This window comes from Halalkalibacter alkalisediminis, assembly GCF_028610705.1.
Lineage (GTDB): Bacteria > Bacillota > Bacilli > Bacillales > Bacillaceae_D > Halalkalibacter > Halalkalibacter alkalisediminis.
This window is the reverse complement of sequence record NZ_JAQQWT010000001.1, coordinates 11835-30075: the sequence shown is the minus strand read 5'-3', so window position 1 is coordinate 30075 and position 18241 is coordinate 11835. Positions and strand designations below refer to the sequence as shown.

Below are 18241 nucleotides of genomic sequence, written 5' to 3'. Positions count from 1 at the left end.
TTCTTTTTTTACCTTTTTGAACAACTTCTTTCAACACGCACGATTACGTTATGGATACACATAGGGATCCATAGGAGATTCAATTTCTTCCCAACTGCTAACGGTAATAATCGGAATGAGCTTGCTATTACTCTTTTTGACATTTAATACTCCTTTTACACGGATCCATGTATTCTCTTGAATCCCGAAAGAGACTCCTTTTTCAATAACTAGTCCAGCTGCATGAGCGTCTGCAACACAATGGGTTACAAGAAATCTAGTAATAACAGTTAGTTTATTAGAAAGAGAGTCATCCTCTAGTATAAAGCCCTCTACTATAATTGGTTTTCCTACAAAATTTTCGGGATAGCTAGTAACTGTACTTATGTAGCTTGCAAAATTCTCATTATCAAATTCGAGTACAGGTTTCTTTAACATTTCTTGTACTCTTTTATCCATTTGATGAAGAAATAGTTCATCATGTCCTTCTAAGTGACCATGATCATGAGTTGAGTAGCTAATCCCTCGCTTAAGCGCTTCTGCTGCACCGAAATCTTTATACGGAAGAAGAAATCCTGTTAGTAATGGCATGATGATTAAGCCGTAAGTCAATAGCGTTTTTACCGTTATTCCTCCCTCATCATCTTCATGGCTACATCCCCAAGGTCCACACTCACTATGATCGAACTTAGAAGATGTAAAAATACGAGGCACTTGTATAAAAAATAAAAATAGAAAGATAACGGACGCTATTTGACTGAAGTAGAGATAATTGGGGTTTATAAATCGATTAATCTCCCCCGTCTCATGCAAAATGAAAATAAATACAGCAAACAGTAATAAAATGATTGCCTTAACCATTTGTCTCACTTGAATATGTATGATCGCGACTCCCTCCTCTTATATCCATGGATGAACGAAAAGTAAGATTCCAAGCACAGTACCAGTAATGATGATCATCAGAATCATGACAAAGCGTATGTTAAACACAGCCATCATCATAATCGTATTTTTCAAATCTAGCATTGGACCATAAATTAAGAATCCAAGTAGTGATGTTTGTGGAAAAAGATGACGGAATGAAGCTGCAATAAATGCATCTGCCTCTGAACACAACGACAATAAATATGCAAGCCCCATCATAACAAGTGTCGAAGCTACGATCCCCTCTCCTAAACCAAGAATCGACTTAGTCGAAATGTACGTTTGAACAAATGCTGCTAAAATCGCACCCATGATTAAAAACTTGCCCATATCAAAAAATTCATCGATTGCGTGTTCAAACATTTTTTTTATTCGTATACTAAAAGGTTGCTTAGGGATTGCTAAATGATCATTTTTTATATCCTTACTTCTTTTTAACTGATTGTTCTTAAAAAGAACACAGATGAAACCTGAAATGATGATCGCTATCGCTAGTCCTAAACCCATTCTTAACATAGCCATTCTCAGATCTTCACCAAAAGCCATATAGGTAGAGAAAACAACAATCGGATTAATTAATGGACCTGTAAGAAGAAAACCAACACCAGCGAAAAGAGGAACTCCTTTTGCGATTAAACGACGAACGATTGGGACGATTCCACATTCACAAGCTGGGAATAAAGCTCCTATGAAGCAACTTGCCAGAACTGCAAATAATTTATTCTTAGGAATTAGCTTCTTCAGATGTTCTTCTGTTACAAATACTTGAATGATACCAGCGATAAAAACACCTATTAATACAAATGGAATGGCTTCAATTAAAATACTTAAAAAGATCATATTAAACGTTAATAATGATTCTGGGAGCAATAGATTGCTTATTGTAAACCGGTCATTAAATGATATGACTAAAACTGCCATTCCAAGTAGAATAAAACCTACGATCTCTGTAAAATTTTTTTGTATCCGCATAAAGTTAAACAGTCCTCCAACTTTTTTGTTTACCTATTCATATGCGGACAAGAGGTCTTCATGAACACAAATAATAATTATTACGATTTACTTACGAAAATAAAAACAAAGCAACTGTATCAGAAGTTGCTTTGTTCGGTAGTCATTAAAATGTACTTGCTTTCTGAACAAGGCTTCCCCATTCCTTGTTGATTTCATCTTCATTTAGATCCATACCGATCAACACTATGTAATGGTCACCGTTATAAGTCGAACGTTCCCAACTTACTCGTTTCATAACATGTTGCATAAGATATGTACCGTCTTCAAGATTTAAATAGCCTTTGGCTCGCAGAAGGTTATTTTTCCACTTTTTTAAGAACTTTTCAATTTCTAACGAATTTGTAGTAGAAGAAAGTGGCAATGTAATGCTTTTAATTTTGGAATAGGAGTTATGGGTATGCTCGTGATGATGACCTTCTTGTTTAGGACTTTTTATTCTTACTTTCACTCTTACCGAAGAAGATTTTAAGTGGGTAAATAAAGAAGCTAATTCAATGTTACTAAATGTTGAAAACGAAATGTTAGACGTTGGATTTTGTTTAATTAGAAGCTTATTTATCTTTTGCTTTTTTGATTCAGAAACTAGATCCGTTTTATTAACGATTAGTAAATCAGCAACTTCTATTTGCCTTCTCGTCGTTCTTACAAGCTCACGATCTGATTCAAACACACTATTATAGGAAAGAATATGTTCTGCATCAATTAATGTAATCACTTTTTCTAAATATACTTGATTGATAAGCTCCGGCTCCGTTAAAGAATCGGCTACCTCTTCTGGATTGGCAACACCAGTCAACTCAATGAAGATTACATCAGGTTTTAAACGAAGCAATTTTTCCATAGATTGAACGACTTCACTTTTTTTATTGCAGCAAATGCATCCATCTAATAACTTTTCGATCATTTGACTTTTGCCCAACAGAATTCTGCCATCTGTATCCGTCTTTCCAATTTCATTCATTAAAACAGCTGTTTTAAGATTTCTGTCTACAGACTCCTTTAGTAGACGCTCTAACAGAGTCGTCTTACCACTCCCTAAAAATCCACTTAAAACAAACACAGGTATTTTAGACAATTTTATTCCCCCTATCATTTACTCCTCTAATCTTATTGGCCTCAAATCGTTATTATTCTTATTTGCGTATTGTTTTTGTAAAAAAATAGAACTCGTTGCATCGAGTTCCATTTTCCAAACGTCACATTATATCTTTAAATATTTCGCTTGATGTTGCTCCTCTTTGATTAAGATATTTGCCTTTGTAAGGTTCAGCTTCTTCGTTGACCTCAGCAAAAACAAGCTGACAGATCCTACGCCCCACTGTTAATTCTATTGGTAGACGATTCGCATTAAAGAGCTCTAGGGTGATTTCCCCTTTAAACCCTGGATCAACCCACCCTGCGTTTTGAATAAATAATCCAAGCCTTCCTATTGAACTTCTTCCTTCCACAAAAGCAGTAACATTATTAGGTAAGCTAATCGTTTCGACTGTCGTTGCTAAGATAAAAGTTTGAGGTGGCAGAATCATTTTCTCATTGCTCGGTGTAATTCTTTGATAAGCAACAGGCTCATTAAGAGTGATCAAACTTTCATTGTAATCATCAATCGTTACAAAATGACTCCCTAATCGTAAGTCAACAGAAGCTGGTTGAATCTGTTCATTCGTAAGAGGAGAGATTTCAAGCTCTTTATTATTTATTTTTGATAAAATACTTCTTCCAGACAAAATCAATTTTAATCCCTACTTCCTCTTATGCCTTTTGCAAATTCCACTCAAACGGATCCTCCAACGATTTCCAATCTGTTGTGAATTCAGTATCCGTTAAGAGACAACCATCCAATTCCTTCGTTATTTCATCTTTGTCTAGATCAGTTCCTATGAAAACTAGTTTGGTATGCCTGTCACCAAATTCTACATCCCAATCTTCAAGCAAATGAGGATTATCCCTTAGTATTTTCTTTTGCTCAGCAGACGGAAGACTTGCTACCCAATAAGAAATAGGTTCAATTGTAACCGAAGGCCCTGCTTGTGACATTAATAGTGCTAGGTTATTTCTTGTTGAACACCATGCAATTCCTTTTGCCCTGACAATATTACTAGGCATTGAATGGACCCAATTTTGAAAACGAACCGAGTGAAATGGTTCTCTTCTCATGTACACAAAAGAGGAAATCCCATACTCTTCTGTCTCAGGTGTATGTTGTTCATGCCCCTGGGTTAACTCACGAATCCATCCTGCTGAGTTGCTCGCTTCTTCAAAGTTGAATAAATGTGTATTCAAAATTTCTTTTGGATCAACCTTTGCATGTATGGATCGAATCAGTTTTGCTTTTGGTTGCAATGTCCTTAGCACTTGTTCTAATTTTTGTAATTCTTCTTCCGATACTAGATCACATTTGTTCAAAATAAGTACATCACAAAATTCAATTTGATCAATTAGCAAGTCAGCAATTTCTCTTTGATCATCTTCACCTAATGATTCTTTTCGATCTAACAAGCTCTCTCCTGAGCGGAAGTCGTGCCAAAAACGATTCGCATCCACGACCGTCACCATCGTATCCAAACGGCAGAATTTTGTTAAATCTATATTTAACTCCTCATCTATATATGAAAAGGTTTGGGCAACCGGAGTAGGTTCACTAATACCAGTTGATTCAATCACAATATAATCAATATTCCCTGCTAGAGCTAACTTCTCGACTTCAATTAACAAATCTTCTCTAAGCGTGCAACAAATACATCCGTTAGACATTTCGACTAATTTTTCTTCCGTTCTAGATAATTCCCCGCCTTGTTTAACTAGTTCCGCATCAATATTTACCTCACTCATGTCATTGACAATAACTGCCACTTTAAGTCCTTCACGGTTTTTCAAAATTTGATTGAGTAATGTCGTTTTACCTGAACCAAGGTAGCCACTTAAAACGGTTACGGGAATGGTTTTATTCATAAAGTACCTCCTACATTTCGTAAATCGTAATGATTACTATTTTCATATTTTAACCGTCCTGTTAACATTTGTCAAAATGTTTTCACGATGTTTTAATCCACAATTTTAAGGACAATATATGTAAATAGAATGTACCCTAAATAAAGGAGGTAAAAATATGCGACACGAACATCATACTCACGAACAACACCCACATAAACATAGTGTAGCTTGTGGTCATACAAAAATTAAACATGATGATCACATCGATTATGTACACAATGGTCATCTTCATCACGAACACAATGGACACTGGGATGAATGCAAAATCCCGGTAACCGAAACCAACCCAAATGAGTGTGCTCCAATGAATTGCGGTTGTACTCACGAGGAAGATTGTGGTCATGAACTAGTTCCTCATGGCGATCATATGGACTATTTGGTAAATGGACGATTGCATCACGTTCATGGCGATCATTGTGACGACCATGGCCCTGTAGAATTGGTAAGTGTTCAATAGATAGTAGAACCCCTTCCATGGAAGGGGTTCTACCTGTCTTCATTTCTTCATTCGTGTACATTGCTAATTTTAATTTCTTATCTTTCCCTCCAAAACTTATATCCATTAGCTGCAGTAATGCTACTCTTTAACTCCTAACACTTCTAAATTTATTAAGAATAGATTGGAAAAATAGGACCTGCTATTTACAAATAGCATAAAGAACGCTAGAATTTAAATCGTAATAATTACTATTTATAAACCGATAGTGAATGAACGAATACATTCAACTTTCTGACTCTGTTCAAAAAGGGAAAAATCACCCCTTTTTGAACAGACTCTATAAGAGTGTTTAAATGGTTTTATAGATGATGAGGAGGATTTATTAATGAAAAAAGTACCTGTTACTGTTTTAAGTGGATATCTAGGTTCTGGCAAAACCACTTTATTAAACCACATCTTAACCAACCGTGAAGGATTAAAAGTGGCTGTAATCGTAAATGATATGAGCGAAGTTAATATTGATGCAACGCTTGTAAAAAATAATGGTTTTTCTAGAACGGAGGAAAAATTAGTTGAGCTTCAAAACGGCTGTATTTGCTGTACTCTGCGTGAAGATCTAATGCAGGAGGTTGAACGAATTGTTGATGCCGGTAATATCGATTATATTGTCATTGAATCTTCTGGAATAAGCGAGCCTGTCCCTGTTGCCCAAACATTTACGTATATTGATGAAGAAGTTGGGATCGATTTAACTCAAAAATGTAAGCTCGATACAATGGTGACCGTTGTTGATGCGAACCGCTTTTGGGAGGACTATGCATCAGGTGAATCGCTGCTTGACCGTAAAGAAGGTACAGATGAATCCGATACGCGTGAAATTTCAGATCTTCTTGTTGATCAGATTGAATTTGCCGATGTGATTGTTCTTAATAAAGTTGAAATGTTAGAAGAAATTGATAAGAACGAATTAATTGGTTTCATGAAAAAATTAAATGCGGATGCCGACATCATTCCTACTTCATTCTCTACGGTTGAATTATCTGCTATTTTAAATACGGGGAAATTCGACTTCGAAAAAGTCAGTCAATCGGCTGGTTGGATCAAGGAATTAAATGAAGAACACACACCAGAAACGGAAGAATACGGTATCTCTTCGTTCGTCTACCGCAGTAGGAAGCCATTTCATCCAGAACGACTTATGAATTGGATGGAAAATTGGCCTGTTGATGTTGTTCGAGCAAAAGGTTTCATTTGGCTCGCCTCACGAAATCAGGTGGCAGGTTTAATTTCGCAATCTGGCTCGACTGTAACCATTCAAGGAGCTGGAGAATGGGTTGCAGCCTACTCGGAAGAAGAAAAACAACAAACATTACTCGAAGAACCAGAGCTTTTAGAAAAATGGGATCCCGAATTCGGTGATCGAATGACAGAGCTAGTCTTAATTGGGATTGATATGGATCATGAAGAAATAAGAGAATCGCTTAATGAATGCTTATTAACAGATAAAGAAATGGAAGCCGATTGGACAACATTTGCTGATCCCCTTCCGGAATATGTTGAAGCATAAATATAATAGTTTACTACTATAGCAAAGGGCAGTTAAGAGATTCCTTCCTAACTGCCCTTTTTTCTATATTCTTTCATTCAAGTTGAAGTATGAACTTCAACCTTTATTTAAAGGCTTCTCCGATTCTTTTATTGTTAGCTATTACGCTTTTGATATAGTGCGTAAGTGATTCAAACGAGAAATCTTACATATGAATAAAATTATTCTTAAAAACATATTAGGTTGTTCAAAAAAAAGACTCTTTTTTTTGAACAACCTCTAATGATGATATTATCATTTTTTTGAAACTCTCTTTACTATTTCTCTATCTTTTTCAACTCCTAGCACCGTTCCTTCAGTTGGTTCAAAGTATCTTCCATTATATGAATGACTAACCTTATCCTCCAATGAATTTCCTCTCATTAGCGCTTCAACAAAACGAGGAGCATCCTCACTAGACATTTCTTTATACCAGTGACCGTCAGGATAGGTAATCAGGACGCATTTATCTTGACAGCGTCCATTACAAAGCGTTCTTGATGTATGTATCACAGGGTCTAAACCTTTAGCTGCTATCTCCCCCCTAATACCTTGAGTTAATTCTTCTGCCCCTGCTTTATTACAGCTACTTCCATTACAAATAAGAATGTGATGCTCTGTATCAGTTAAATTCCATGTAGCCATTTCTTCAACTCCTTTCTGCTTTTATAAATAAGTGACATAGACGATAATAGTTATTATTACGATTTATTTCTTGCAAATATACAGCAATCTAGGCGAATTTTGATCATATTTACTGCCATCATAGTTACCAAACAAATGCATGATTTTTAGATTATTATTCTCTAACATTTCACTAATTCTGTTCTCTGAATATAGTTTCACTCGTTCTTCGTAATGACGAGTTGAATCGTTATCTTTAACGACTATTCGTTTAACAACAGCGTCATTATCAATGTTTCTATAATGATTGATGGCTGTATGGTCAATTGTTTGCTGTGAAAAAGGAACTAAATTTTCCCTAGTAAATGATGGATTTAAATAATCAAATAAAAAATATCCACCTTCCTTTAAAGAAGAATATACCCGTGTAAAAACACGCTCATTATCTTGATCATCTTCAAAGTAACCAAAACTTGTAAAAAGATTAACAACGATATCAAATTCATTATTAAATGTTATATTTCTCATATCAGACCTAATATATTTTATACCTAAGGTTTGAGACTGAGTCTTCGCCTCTTCTAACAGAGTATTTGATAAATCGATTCCAGTCACGTTCAATCCTCTTTTTGCAAACCAGCGGCTATGTCTCCCAGCACCACAACAAAGGTCTAGCACTTTCTGATCTTTCTTGTATGGAATAAAATTCATTATATTACTTAGCTCTAAATGTGCGTTTTCTTCATTTCGATGTTTATAGATCATTAAATAATCTTCTTGGAAGTGATCTTCATACCAAAGCCCCACAATTATTCTCTTCCTTTCTCATTTCGACACGTTTACGGTTTAATAATAGGTTCTATCTGTTCTTATTTGTATAAACCACTTACTAAAATATCAAGAGCAGATGGAACTCGGATCCCTTCAGCTGCTGCAGACAGTGGCATAATAATGAAGTGCTCTTCCTTTATTGCTGTGACATCTGATAATCCAGGATGATTCAACAATTGCTCTTTTTTATCTTCTGCTGTTGTTTCACCATAATTAACAATTACAATTACTTCTGGATCTCGGTCCACCACTTCTTCCCAGCTTACTTCTCCCCAGTTGCTATCAATATCATTAAAAATATTATTACCGCCAGCCATTGTAATGATGGTATTCAAAAAGTTTTGCCCTACAGTAAATGGTGCCGTATCTCCACTATCAAATACAAATACACGTACAGGCTCTATCCCCTCAGGAATCGTTGTTTGAATATTCTCTATTTCTGTTTCCATCTTGTTGATAAGTTTTTCACCTCGTTCGACAACATTAAAAATTTTAGCGATGTTACGGATATCTTGATAAATATGGTTAATAGTTGGTCCAATGACAGTTGATGATTCATGCAAATAGGCGTTAATACCGAATTGCTGTAGCTGCTCAACTGTCCCTATATTATCTTCGCGGAAAGCACTACTCCAACCAGCATAAGCAAAGTCAGGTTCTTCTTCTAAAAATACTTCCTGGGATGGGGATTGGTCAGATAAAACTAAGATCTGTTCGTAAGCTTCCTTAAATTCTGGTAAAATCTCGTCATCAAGATAGGCTGTACCTACCATATATTCTTCTAAACCAAGAGCCAGCATGACTTCTGTCACATGTTGATTTAATGTGACAGCACGTTGGGGGATATCTGTAAAAACGAGTACATTGTCATTATTTTCAATTTCTACAAGCCCATAGGCTTCTTGTTCCTTTTCTCCTTTTTCTACGGTATTCTTTTCTTCTTGCTGATTATTTAAATTGGTTTCTTTAGTAGAACCACAAGCTGATAATAATACTAGAATCAAGCAAAAAATAAGTCCTAATTGAAATTTCTTTATCATTTTCATACCTCTTTTTTATTTTATTGTTGCTAATATTGTCCATTTAGCTGATTGACTATTATGATTAAAGCTTTTTACACCAAATGGATATCCGCCCTCATTCCACCTATCCTCTTGATAGGGATACAGAAGTCCGGCATTTATTTCGGCTTCTTTTTCTTCCAGCATTTCTTCTTTATATAAGTACGTTAGAGTATCATTTAATTCAGATACCTTCATGGATTCCCATAAGTTAGTAGTAAATTGGTAGTTTTCAATAATTTCAGTAATATAAAACCCATCTAGCATCAACAAATATACAAGCTCTCGAGGTGTAATAATACTAAGTTCTCGTTCGACCCGGTATTGAGATTGAAGTGTACCTTTACGATAGCTCTCATAGGTAGCTGTGTAGTGAAAAAGTTGACGCTGTATAGATGTCACGCCTTCTACCGTAAAATAAATCATTTTATGATCAGTCAGTTGCTTTCGTTGTCTTACTTTCCAGGCAGGTTCATTTGGTGGAAGAACCAAATCAATAGCGACAAGTCCATCCTTTTTCAGATGCTTACGAATCACAGCTAAGAGATCTTTTTGTTCTGCTACTGTTGTAAAATGCTGAAAGAATCCGTCAGATAATAGAATATGACTATAACTTTTATTTAAATCAAGTGTAGTTACATCCTCTTCTAAAAAAGTCACTTCTCTTTTCAGACGGTTTGCTTTTTTTCTTGCAACATCCAACATCTCAGAACTCCAATCAACTCCGGTAACAGGAATATTGTATTTGGCCAACTCTAAAGCAATCCTTCCAGTACCTACACCTAGCTCTAAAACATAGGGGGGCTCTTCTGATCGCAATATCCAATTTCTGTAAAGATCCTGTCCACCTTTTCCAACAAATAAATCATAGTATTCTGCTTCAAGCCCCGTATATTTAGAGTTAGCTGCTCTTACGTGCCGTTCTCCTTGAAGCCCACACCTTTGGCATAAAGAACCAGCTAAAGCTGAGTAAGGAGTTTCTGCTGGAATACCATTTTTACAATCCCCATGCCATTCATTATATTGGAAGCCACAATATGTACATTTATAATTTGCCATTTATTCTCCTTTCTCTTACTTACAAGTGTGCTACAATGGTGAGAATGTTGATTCGTTCAAAACATTCCGTCAGATATAAAAAGAATTTGTGGTTTTCCAGTTTTAGGGTGGTGCGTAACTGTGCAATCTACTTGAAAAACTTCTTTCAGCATTGACTTAGTAATTACTTCTTCTGGTGAACCATACCTTACTACTTTTCCATCTTTGACAACATATAAAGCATCACAATAGGCTGCAGCTAAATTCAAATCATGGAGTGCAGCTAGAACACTCACATTTAAATTTCGAACGATATCAAGCATGTGAAGCTGATGATGAATATCAAGGTGGTTCGTTGGTTCATCTAATATAAGAAATGGTGCCTCTTGAACAAGGGCTCTAGCAATAAAAACCCGCTGCTTTTCTCCTCCAGATAGCGTAGAAAAACCTCTATCTGTAAATTGCTCCAATCCAACCTTCACTAAAGAAGATCTAACGAGAGCTACATCTTCAGCTGTATCACGCTCTAACAATCGCTTATAAGGGCTCCTCCCCATTAATACGATTTCACTTACTGTAAAATCAAAAGGAACAGACCCTTCTTGACTAACAACTGCCATACTTTTAGAAAATTCTTTATAAGAGAGCTTAAAAATATCACGTTCATCTAAAGAAAGAAGTCCCCCATGTGGACGGAAAATTCGATAGATTGTTTTTAATAATGTCGACTTCCCACTCCCATTAGGGCCTATCACGCCAACGAATTGTCCAGAGTAGACATGGATACTAATATCTTCAATAATTTTTTTTTGTTCAATCGTCGTCGTTAGTTGTTCAACTGTTAAATTCATTTTCCTTCACCTCCCCCAAAAGAATAGGAACTGCGCCTAAGAAGCCAAATGAAAAAAGGCCCTCCACACAATGCAGTAACAATTCCAATTGGTAACTCTTGTGGTGCAACGACTATACGTGATAGAACATCCGCCCAAATGAGAAAAATAGCACCTACAAGAGCACTTATTGGTAAGACTCTGCGATGTTCCGAGCCAATAAGCAAACGAACAATATGAGGTACCATTAACCCAATAAAACCAATTGCTCCACTTACTGCCACTAATACTCCTGTTAGTAATGCCGTTAAGAGGATAAGCATTTTTTTAAAGACATCGATATTTAACCCGAGATTAGAAGCTGTTTGATCACCCATTAAGAGCAGGTTGAGTGGCCTTGCTAAAAAAAGAAGTAAACCAATCCCAATAAATAAACATAAAAATGGAATAGATAATTGCTCCCACTTAGCCCCTGCCAAGCTTCCCATCATCCAAAATAACGCGTCGCGCATCCCTTCCTCACGAGGTGCTGAAATAACGATATAACTTGTAATAGCAGAAAGCATCATCGATATGGCAATACCTGATAATAAAAGCCTAACCGTTGAAATTCTCCCATTCACTTGGGCTAAAATAAAAACGAGGAAAACGGACAAAAGAGCGCCTAGAAAAGCAGCAATGGAAAGAGCATATTGGCCAAATACTTTAAACGCTCCAAAAATGATTACTAGCGTAGCACCAACAGAAGCCCCTGATGATACCCCTAAAATAAACGGATCGGCTAGGGAATTTCGAACCAATGCTTGAATAGCGACACCCACCACGGCTAAACCCGCACCAACAATCGCCCCTAATATGACTCTAGGAAAACGAATTTCCCAAATAATTTGTTCCTGAGCTCTTGACCAATCAGATAGAATTAAATTTTCAAAAACAGGAATTTTTGAAAAAGCAATTTTCCAAACTGTCATTGGAGAAATAGAAACAGGTCCAAGCATAATAGAGGTAGTCATTGAGAAAAGTAAGACAACAACAAGATTCACGAATAGAATTCGATAAATTGTCTCCTTATTTTTCTCTGTTCCTTTTACTTTAGAGGGCTGTTCAATTATATCGGCTTTTGCTAAGCTTCCCATCTGCAAAACACCTCCCTTATAAAGTTAAATATTTTTAAACACGTTATTTAGAAAAAAAGATTAGGATAAGTCTCAAAGCGTAATAATTACGATTTGGAAATTATGATATTTCCACAAGTTCAATATTTTGTAAGACACTATATTTTTAACTTCCTCTCATTTATATTATTCCGAAATACATTGATTGAACTTCTCTTGAAACCATTTTTCATCCAATTCCTTACCGATAACGACCATTTCACTTACTCGTTTTTCATTAGACTTCCACATACGATCTGCATTGCCAGCAAACATCATATGAACACCTTGAAACACAACTCTCTTTTCTAGATTTTCAATATGAAAGATCCCTTTATAACGGTACATATTCGGGCCAAGATTTTGAATAACGGTGTCCATCCACTTTTCAACTTTTGCTAAGTTAAGTGGTTTTTCTGACCTCATCACAATGGCTTTAACGCCGTCATCATGGTGGTGGTGATGGTCCTCATTTAGAAAGTTAGGTGCTATTTCCAGTTTTTTATCAATATCGAATGAATAGATGTTAAGAATCTTCTCAATATCAATATGCCCATATTCACCCTGCTGAAATTGAGCAGATGGATTCATCCTTCTTAATCTGTTTTTCAAGCTGTCCAGCTCTTCTTCACTAACTAAATCTACTTTATTCAAAAGAAGTACATCTGCAAAAGCTACTTGTTCTTGTGCTTCCTGAGAGCGGTCAAGCTGCTCATGGGCATGGTAACAATCCACCACTGTCACAATCGAATCTAAATGGTAGTATTCAGAAAGAGCAGGATCAACAAAAAAGGTTTGGGCAACAGGACCGGGATCTGCTAAACCGGTTGTTTCAATAATGACTCGGTCAAAATTAAACTGCTTTTGACCTTTACGATTCATTCGTTTGTCTTTTAAATCGTGAAGAATTCGAAGCAAGTCACCACGAACGGTACAACAAATACAACCATTATTCATTTCAAAAATTTCTTCATCTGCACCCACAACTAATTTATTGTCGATACCAACTTCACCGAATTCATTGACAATCACGGCAACCTTCTTCCCATGGTTTCCTGTTAAAATATAATTTAATAATGTTGTTTTTCCCGCACCAAGAAATCCTGTTAAGACCGTTACAGGAACTTTTTTCCTTTTACTCATAATGTTAGACACCTTCTTTTCATTTAGTAGTGTAACGATATAAATACCCTTACTGTTTTGAAGTTTTGTCAAAAAGCTCACCAGTCTTCATCAAACAAACCATTCCTCTGTTCGATGATCTTCCCATAAAATAATTGCAACTCCAATATGTTGACCAATAACTACTCCGTTTTCCCCTTGGGCATTTACTAACATCATTCCTTAATAAATTTTCATTTTTACAAACCACAGTTTAATTAATATTATGTATCTTAAAGAATTTAGGCGTTTCTCCTATTCAATAATTTCCAACAAAAATTCGCCAAACTATGACTAAAAGTAAAGAAGAAACGACAGATGTTACCGCTTGTTTTGAGGCAATTTGAAAAGCGATAGACTTACTTACATCTTTAGCAATAGCAAAAAGCGTTACAAGACAAGCCGACAACGTTGATGCTAAATAAATAAGAATAAACAATTCCATTGAAGTTAGATCTAAAAGCAGTTGTCCATTTCTTTCGTTAAAGAGTAAAATTCCATCTTTTCTAAGAATGGAAAAAAGAATACCTAGACTTGCTTCTGCTGGTAAAGAGAAAAAGGCTAAAACAGGCCCGACCTTATTTGAGAGCACGTTAAGTATTTTAAAATGATGAAGCGTTGCAGCAGTCATACAAATGACTAAAAAGATAGGCATAGCCTGATAAAAAAATTGTTTAATCGCATCGCGGACATTGGCCAGAATGACAACGGGATTCCCCCATCTAAGGGATTGATCCTTCATTGGAAAATAACTCTCATGTTGTTGTTGCGGATACCATAATTTTGTATGAATGATCCCCATAACTGCTAGAATGATAATATACGGAAAAAACAACCAAGGCTTCCCTGCCACACTGAATAAAGACAAGGTTGCCCCAACTTGATAACTACAAGCTGAACTAAATGAAATCATTGAAAGGCATTGCTTCCTTGTACATGAAGAACATCCTTTACTTTGATAAACAGCTACAACATTGCATCCGTATCCAGTTACGATCGGAATCATATCTCGTCCCGTAAGACCGATTTTCCTAAGCAAAGGATCCACCGCAACAGTAAGTTTGTCTTTTAAACCCATATTAGTCGTAATTCCAATGGAGATACTAATAAAGACCACAACAGGGAAAGCCCAGACAAATGAATACATTCCTAACGTTAACAATCCAAATGGACCAACTACGATTTCCGCTATTATCATTGGAGCCTGCAGAAACCATTCTTCTACCTGAAGAATAAAATAGGTCTCAACAATAGGTTCAAAAAAGGTTGCAATTAGGAACGCTCCATACACAGGTAAGCCATACACTACGAGAATAATAAGTAAGCTACCTATCAACCACAAACCACCTTTAATGGATGTATTTGTATTTATTTCTTGCTTCTCTAGTTCCATCATCGCTTTAACAAATACACTCATTTCCACAGCATGACAAATCATCTAGGTACATATTTGACTGTCGGTAAAACTCAATCAACTCGGCACTAACCTTTATTCCTAGCCGATCGCAGATCTCTTTTGCGACAACAGCAAATCGCTGTCTAAACTTATAAATAAAACAAAAAATCACTTTTTCATGACGGACTTGAGGTCCTATTAAAAACAACCCTTCTGAAACCGTTGATTCATCAACCTCATTCAACTCAATTTCATTTTCTTCATCCCAATAGAAATGCTCTAAAATAAGTGAAAGACTATTTTTAAAACCTGTTGCCAAAATCGGCTGAGTAGAACTTTCCAGTTTTTCTCCATTGGAAAGATGGATTTGATAGTCTTCCTCTTCTTTTTCTACCTTTATCACTTCTGCATTTCCTCTTAAAACTAGTTGATCGGAATCCTGAAATTCAGCAAGACGATCACACGTAAAAGGAGACAATGAAATACTTGGGTCAGGGTTATAACGAGTCCAAGTATCCTCTCTAGCCAATACTGTTACATCCTTCTCTAGATGGCTAAGATGAATAGCGGAATCCATTCCGCTTTCATAACCCCCAATAATGAAAAACTCATCTCCTACTAAGTCCTCCCAAGAGTGAACTTTACTATTATGAAGACATAGTTCTCCACCTTCGAATGGTTGTAAATTAGGATACTGGAATTCTCCACCTGCCCATATCACATATTGACCATTTATTTCTGCTTTGTTTGTATCTAGACGAAATCCCCCTGATGTTTTATCTATATTTTTCACATCAATGCCTAATTCAATTGGTAGTTCAAAATGACTAGCAACCGCTTGAAGATACTTGGCATATTCCTCACCACTTAAATGCTCTGATTGAAACGTAAATCCAGGAGAAGTCTCTGGCACAATAGCATTTAAATCAAGGAGACCAAATCCATGACCAGGAAATGATGGTGTTAATAACCTCATTTCTTTAGGCCATCTTTTAAAAGTACTTCCAACTGAATTTCTTTCTAAAATACAATAATTATGTAGACCCATTTGTTTCAAAATGACGGCAATACCAATTCCTGCTGGACCTGCCCCAACGATGACAACATCGTATTCTTTTTCCACTGTTCTTACCACTCCTCTTTCAATAGCTCCCTCATAATTCGTAATGATTACGATTATCATATATTCTATCCTTTGAATGTTCAGTTGTCAAAACTTTATTCATTTCAACGTATTTTAAAATGGCTGTTAAGTACTTCTTTTAAGACGATCGACAGTGGGGTTCTTGTTGTTGAACGCCTAGCATGTGGAGCCATTGCTCTTCTTCGAGTAAGGTTTCATATTTCATTGAAACTCATCCTGTACTCGCTCAAATTTCAACCTTTCCTATCTTTAAAAAAATCTTATACATGGGCTTTCATCAAGAAAAAGCGAATAGGATTTCTAAACTTATCTAAAGAAAGTGTAACACCCATCTTCTAGATGAATATCATGGTATTCGAAAGGAGATGAAGCAAAATGAATATGTATCAAAGTGATTTAAGAAATGTACATGACCAATGCAAAAACTATCAGTCTTATCATGTTACGTTAACGATGACGGATGGGCGAACAATGGATGGAATTATTGATAACGTTACGATGGATCATGTTTCCGTGTTAGTTGGGGAGGATGTCATGGACCGAGAAGAGGAGACAGAATCCGACACTCGGTATTATGGCGGTTTTGGAGGTTATGGTGTTCCTAGGAGAAGGTTTCGACGCTTTCGACGCTTTGATTTTCCACTAGCTACAATAGCTGCACTAGCCCTATTACCATACATTGCTCCACCACCTGCGTATCCATATTATCCGTACTATCCTTACTATTGATCTGAGGTTGCTTGTGTCTGTTGATTTGTGTCAATATCAGTCGCACTTGATTGCATAAAAACGATGCTATCGGTCTAAGGAGTTTCAGAGGTGCAAACAAGTGACTCACATGATCAATTGCATGGTTTTAACAAAGAAAACCCTCATACAATTTCTTTCATATCAAGATTTAACTCAATTAAGCAGTAAAGTCAGAGAGGTAGAAATAAATATTTCCACCTCTCTTAATCTGCATCGTATGTGAATTGCTATATATTTTAAATGATTATTTATGCAAAACCATTGAGATTGCGAAGGATTTCACTTAATTAACGAAGCAAAAGCAGTAATAAAAAGGGAACATAATCACCAAAAAAAAGACAACTCTTAAAGAGTCATCTTCGTTTGGCTTTGCTGCAAATGACTTATTCCCTGTTCAATCGACTCCCGCTCTAAATTTTCTCCAATACATACGAGCACAGGTTGAAGTGGTTTTTCAGTTGGATATCGTTCAAGAATAAGGTCCCCATAGGCATAATTAAACAAAAAGAGTCCAGGAGTCTCTGTCAAATATATAAAGCCTTTTGCCCGGTAAAGTTGCCCTTGAATTCTTTCTAACCAATGCGTAAATTGAATTCTATCAATTGGTTGATTGACAGGAACTGAGAATGTTCTTACATGTAAATGATGGTGAACATGAGATTCGTGATGATCGTTTTCCAAAAGTTTAGTAGCGGTTTCCATTTGTTGTTGACCTTCTCCATATAATAATGAAGGATGTATTTTGCCAAATTGAACGCTTGAAATAATTGCCTTAGCATTAACCTGCCCAATGCTCTCCCTTATTAACTCAAGCTCAGTCTGACTCACTTGATCTATTTTATTTATGAGGATCATATCCGCATACTTAACCTGTTCCGCTAACAGCTTTTTCAACTTAATGCTTAATCTGTTTTCATGCCACTGTTTCGCATTCACAACCGTTAAAATAGCTTTCATCACTACTTTATTAGCTAGTTTCGGATGTGTACACGCATCCATAATTTCTAACGGATGAGCTACCCCAGTTGCTTCTATATAAATAGCATCTAAATCATATTCTTCTAAAATTGAGTTCAATTGTAAGCTCAACTCTCCTTGAATCGTACAACAAATACATCCATTCAGCATTTCTTTCAGCGGGATATCAGCAGGAATAATTGAAGAATCTATACTAATATCACCTAACTCATTCATTAATACTCCAATGCGTCTACCAACTTTTTTTTCCAATTGGATTAATTCCTTTAATAACGTACTTTTCCCACTTCCCAAGAAGCCACTTAAAATAAAAATTTCTACCGGTTTATTTTCCATTAGCTG

General features: G+C 36.2%; 18 protein-coding genes. 3 read left to right on the top strand and 15 right to left on the bottom strand.

All coding sequences use genetic code 11. From position 1 onward, the window contains the following. Positions 1-48 precede the first annotated feature (48 nt). From PQ474_RS00135 to PQ474_RS00115, 5 genes are all read right to left on the bottom strand, one after another. Positions 49-840, bottom strand: a complete 792-nt coding sequence (locus PQ474_RS00135; RefSeq protein ID WP_273839437.1) for a TIGR03943 family putative permease subunit — start codon at positions 838-840, stop codon at positions 49-51. A gap of 39 nt (positions 841-879) precedes the next feature. Further along, positions 880-1875 carry a permease gene (locus PQ474_RS00130; protein WP_390186131.1) on the bottom strand — a complete coding sequence of 332 codons (996 nt, stop codon included), beginning with the start codon at positions 1873-1875 and terminating at the stop codon, positions 880-882. 145 nt (positions 1876-2020) lie between these two features. Beyond that, positions 2021-2992 carry a CobW family GTP-binding protein gene (locus PQ474_RS00125; protein WP_273839435.1) on the bottom strand — a complete coding sequence of 324 codons (972 nt, stop codon included), beginning with the start codon at positions 2990-2992 and terminating at the stop codon, positions 2021-2023. A gap of 121 nt (positions 2993-3113) precedes the next feature. After that, a complete protein-coding gene (dcd, locus tag PQ474_RS00120; RefSeq protein ID WP_273839431.1) occupies positions 3114-3647 on the bottom strand; it encodes a dCTP deaminase in 534 nt (177 codons plus the stop codon). Positions 3648-3666: 19 nt separating this feature from the next. Next, positions 3667-4866 (bottom strand): GTP-binding protein, encoded by a 1200-nt coding sequence (locus PQ474_RS00115; RefSeq protein WP_273839428.1) that lies wholly within the window; start codon positions 4864-4866, stop codon positions 3667-3669. Between the two features lie 157 nt (positions 4867-5023). Between PQ474_RS00115 and PQ474_RS00110 the strand changes: the two genes are divergently transcribed. Continuing rightward, the gene (locus PQ474_RS00110; protein ID WP_273839424.1) at positions 5024-5365 is read left to right on the top strand and encodes a hypothetical protein; all 342 of its coding nucleotides are present in this window, start codon (positions 5024-5026) and stop codon (positions 5363-5365) included. 367 nt (positions 5366-5732) lie between these two features. After that, positions 5733-6914 (top strand): GTP-binding protein, encoded by a 1182-nt coding sequence (locus tag PQ474_RS00105; protein WP_273839423.1) that lies wholly within the window; start codon positions 5733-5735, stop codon positions 6912-6914. A gap of 273 nt (positions 6915-7187) precedes the next feature. Here the strand turns inward: PQ474_RS00105 and PQ474_RS00100 are convergent, their stop codons facing one another. The 9 genes from PQ474_RS00100 to PQ474_RS00060 all read right to left on the bottom strand — a co-directional run bounded on the left by PQ474_RS00100 (position 7188) and on the right by PQ474_RS00060 (position 16210). Beyond that, complete coding sequence (locus PQ474_RS00100; protein ID WP_273839422.1) at positions 7188-7577, bottom strand: (2Fe-2S) ferredoxin domain-containing protein; 390 nt, start codon at positions 7575-7577, stop codon at positions 7188-7190. A 63-nt stretch (positions 7578-7640) separates the two neighbouring features. Beyond that, complete coding sequence (locus PQ474_RS00095; RefSeq protein ID WP_273839419.1) at positions 7641-8363, bottom strand: class I SAM-dependent methyltransferase; 723 nt, start codon at positions 8361-8363, stop codon at positions 7641-7643. A gap of 62 nt (positions 8364-8425) precedes the next feature. Beyond that, positions 8426-9427 carry an ABC transporter substrate-binding protein gene (locus PQ474_RS00090; RefSeq protein ID WP_337956287.1) on the bottom strand — a complete coding sequence of 334 codons (1002 nt, stop codon included), beginning with the start codon at positions 9425-9427 and terminating at the stop codon, positions 8426-8428. A gap of 15 nt (positions 9428-9442) precedes the next feature. Then, a complete protein-coding gene (locus tag PQ474_RS00085; protein WP_273839415.1) occupies positions 9443-10507 on the bottom strand; it encodes a methyltransferase domain-containing protein in 1065 nt (354 codons plus the stop codon). A 56-nt stretch (positions 10508-10563) separates the two neighbouring features. Then, on the bottom strand, positions 10564-11337 hold the full coding sequence (locus PQ474_RS00080; RefSeq protein ID WP_273839412.1) for an ABC transporter ATP-binding protein: 774 nt from the start codon (positions 11335-11337) through the stop codon (positions 10564-10566). Beyond that, positions 11334-12329 (bottom strand): FecCD family ABC transporter permease, encoded by a 996-nt coding sequence (locus tag PQ474_RS00075; RefSeq protein WP_273840262.1) that lies wholly within the window; start codon positions 12327-12329, stop codon positions 11334-11336. The genes PQ474_RS00080 and PQ474_RS00075 overlap by 4 nt, the downstream gene beginning before the upstream one ends. A gap of 288 nt (positions 12330-12617) precedes the next feature. Beyond that, positions 12618-13613 carry a CobW family GTP-binding protein gene (locus tag PQ474_RS00070; protein WP_273839410.1) on the bottom strand — a complete coding sequence of 332 codons (996 nt, stop codon included), beginning with the start codon at positions 13611-13613 and terminating at the stop codon, positions 12618-12620. A 277-nt stretch (positions 13614-13890) separates the two neighbouring features. Beyond that, entirely contained in the window at positions 13891-15048 is a 1158-nt protein-coding gene (locus PQ474_RS00065) for a nucleoside recognition domain-containing protein (RefSeq protein ID WP_273839408.1), read from the bottom strand. Beyond that, positions 15032-16210, bottom strand: a complete 1179-nt coding sequence (locus PQ474_RS00060; RefSeq protein ID WP_273839406.1) for an NAD(P)/FAD-dependent oxidoreductase — start codon at positions 16208-16210, stop codon at positions 15032-15034. Before PQ474_RS00060 ends, PQ474_RS00065 begins: the two co-directional genes overlap by 17 nt. 336 nt (positions 16211-16546) lie before the next feature. Here PQ474_RS00060 and PQ474_RS00055 point away from each other — a divergent pair, with 336 nt between their 5' ends. Further along, complete coding sequence (locus PQ474_RS00055) at positions 16547-16900, top strand: hypothetical protein (protein WP_273839404.1); 354 nt, start codon at positions 16547-16549, stop codon at positions 16898-16900. A 366-nt stretch (positions 16901-17266) separates the two neighbouring features. Here the strand turns inward: PQ474_RS00055 and PQ474_RS00050 are convergent, their stop codons facing one another. After that, on the bottom strand, positions 17267-18235 hold the full coding sequence (locus PQ474_RS00050) for a CobW family GTP-binding protein (RefSeq protein WP_273839401.1): 969 nt from the start codon (positions 18233-18235) through the stop codon (positions 17267-17269). Between the last annotated feature and the right edge of the window lie 6 nt (positions 18236-18241).

What these genes read in the sequence shown, in the direction of transcription:
- PQ474_RS00135 (WP_273839437.1), bottom strand. Translation starts at nt 840, where the DNA reads ATGGTTAAGGCAATCATTTTATTACTGTTTGCTGTATTTATTTTCATT.
- PQ474_RS00130 (WP_390186131.1), bottom strand. Translation starts at nt 1,875, where the DNA reads ATGCGGATACAAAAAAATTTTACAGAGATCGTAGGTTTTATTCTACTT.
- PQ474_RS00115 (WP_273839428.1), bottom strand. Translation starts at nt 4,866, where the DNA reads ATGAATAAAACCATTCCCGTAACCGTTTTAAGTGGCTACCTTGGTTCA.
- PQ474_RS00110 (WP_273839424.1), top strand. Translation starts at nt 5,024, where the DNA reads ATGCGACACGAACATCATACTCACGAACAACACCCACATAAACATAGT.
- PQ474_RS00105 (WP_273839423.1), top strand. Translation starts at nt 5,733, where the DNA reads ATGAAAAAAGTACCTGTTACTGTTTTAAGTGGATATCTAGGTTCTGGC.
- PQ474_RS00100 (WP_273839422.1), bottom strand. Translation starts at nt 7,577, where the DNA reads ATGGCTACATGGAATTTAACTGATACAGAGCATCACATTCTTATTTGT.
- PQ474_RS00090 (WP_337956287.1), bottom strand. Translation starts at nt 9,427, where the DNA reads ATGATAAAGAAATTTCAATTAGGACTTATTTTTTGCTTGATTCTAGTA.
- PQ474_RS00085 (WP_273839415.1), bottom strand. Translation starts at nt 10,507, where the DNA reads ATGGCAAATTATAAATGTACATATTGTGGCTTCCAATATAATGAATGG.
- PQ474_RS00080 (WP_273839412.1), bottom strand. Translation starts at nt 11,337, where the DNA reads ATGAATTTAACAGTTGAACAACTAACGACGACGATTGAACAAAAAAAA.
- PQ474_RS00075 (WP_273840262.1), bottom strand. Translation starts at nt 12,329, where the DNA reads ATGACTACCTCTATTATGCTTGGACCTGTTTCTATTTCTCCAATGACA.
- PQ474_RS00070 (WP_273839410.1), bottom strand. Translation starts at nt 13,613, where the DNA reads ATGAGTAAAAGGAAAAAAGTTCCTGTAACGGTCTTAACAGGATTTCTT.
- PQ474_RS00065 (WP_273839408.1), bottom strand. Translation starts at nt 15,048, where the DNA reads ATGAGTGTATTTGTTAAAGCGATGATGGAACTAGAGAAGCAAGAAATA.
- PQ474_RS00060 (WP_273839406.1), bottom strand. Translation starts at nt 16,210, where the DNA reads ATGATAATCGTAATCATTACGAATTATGAGGGAGCTATTGAAAGAGGA.
- PQ474_RS00055 (WP_273839404.1), top strand. Translation starts at nt 16,547, where the DNA reads ATGAATATGTATCAAAGTGATTTAAGAAATGTACATGACCAATGCAAA.
- PQ474_RS00050 (WP_273839401.1), bottom strand. Translation starts at nt 18,235, where the DNA reads ATGGAAAATAAACCGGTAGAAATTTTTATTTTAAGTGGCTTCTTGGGA.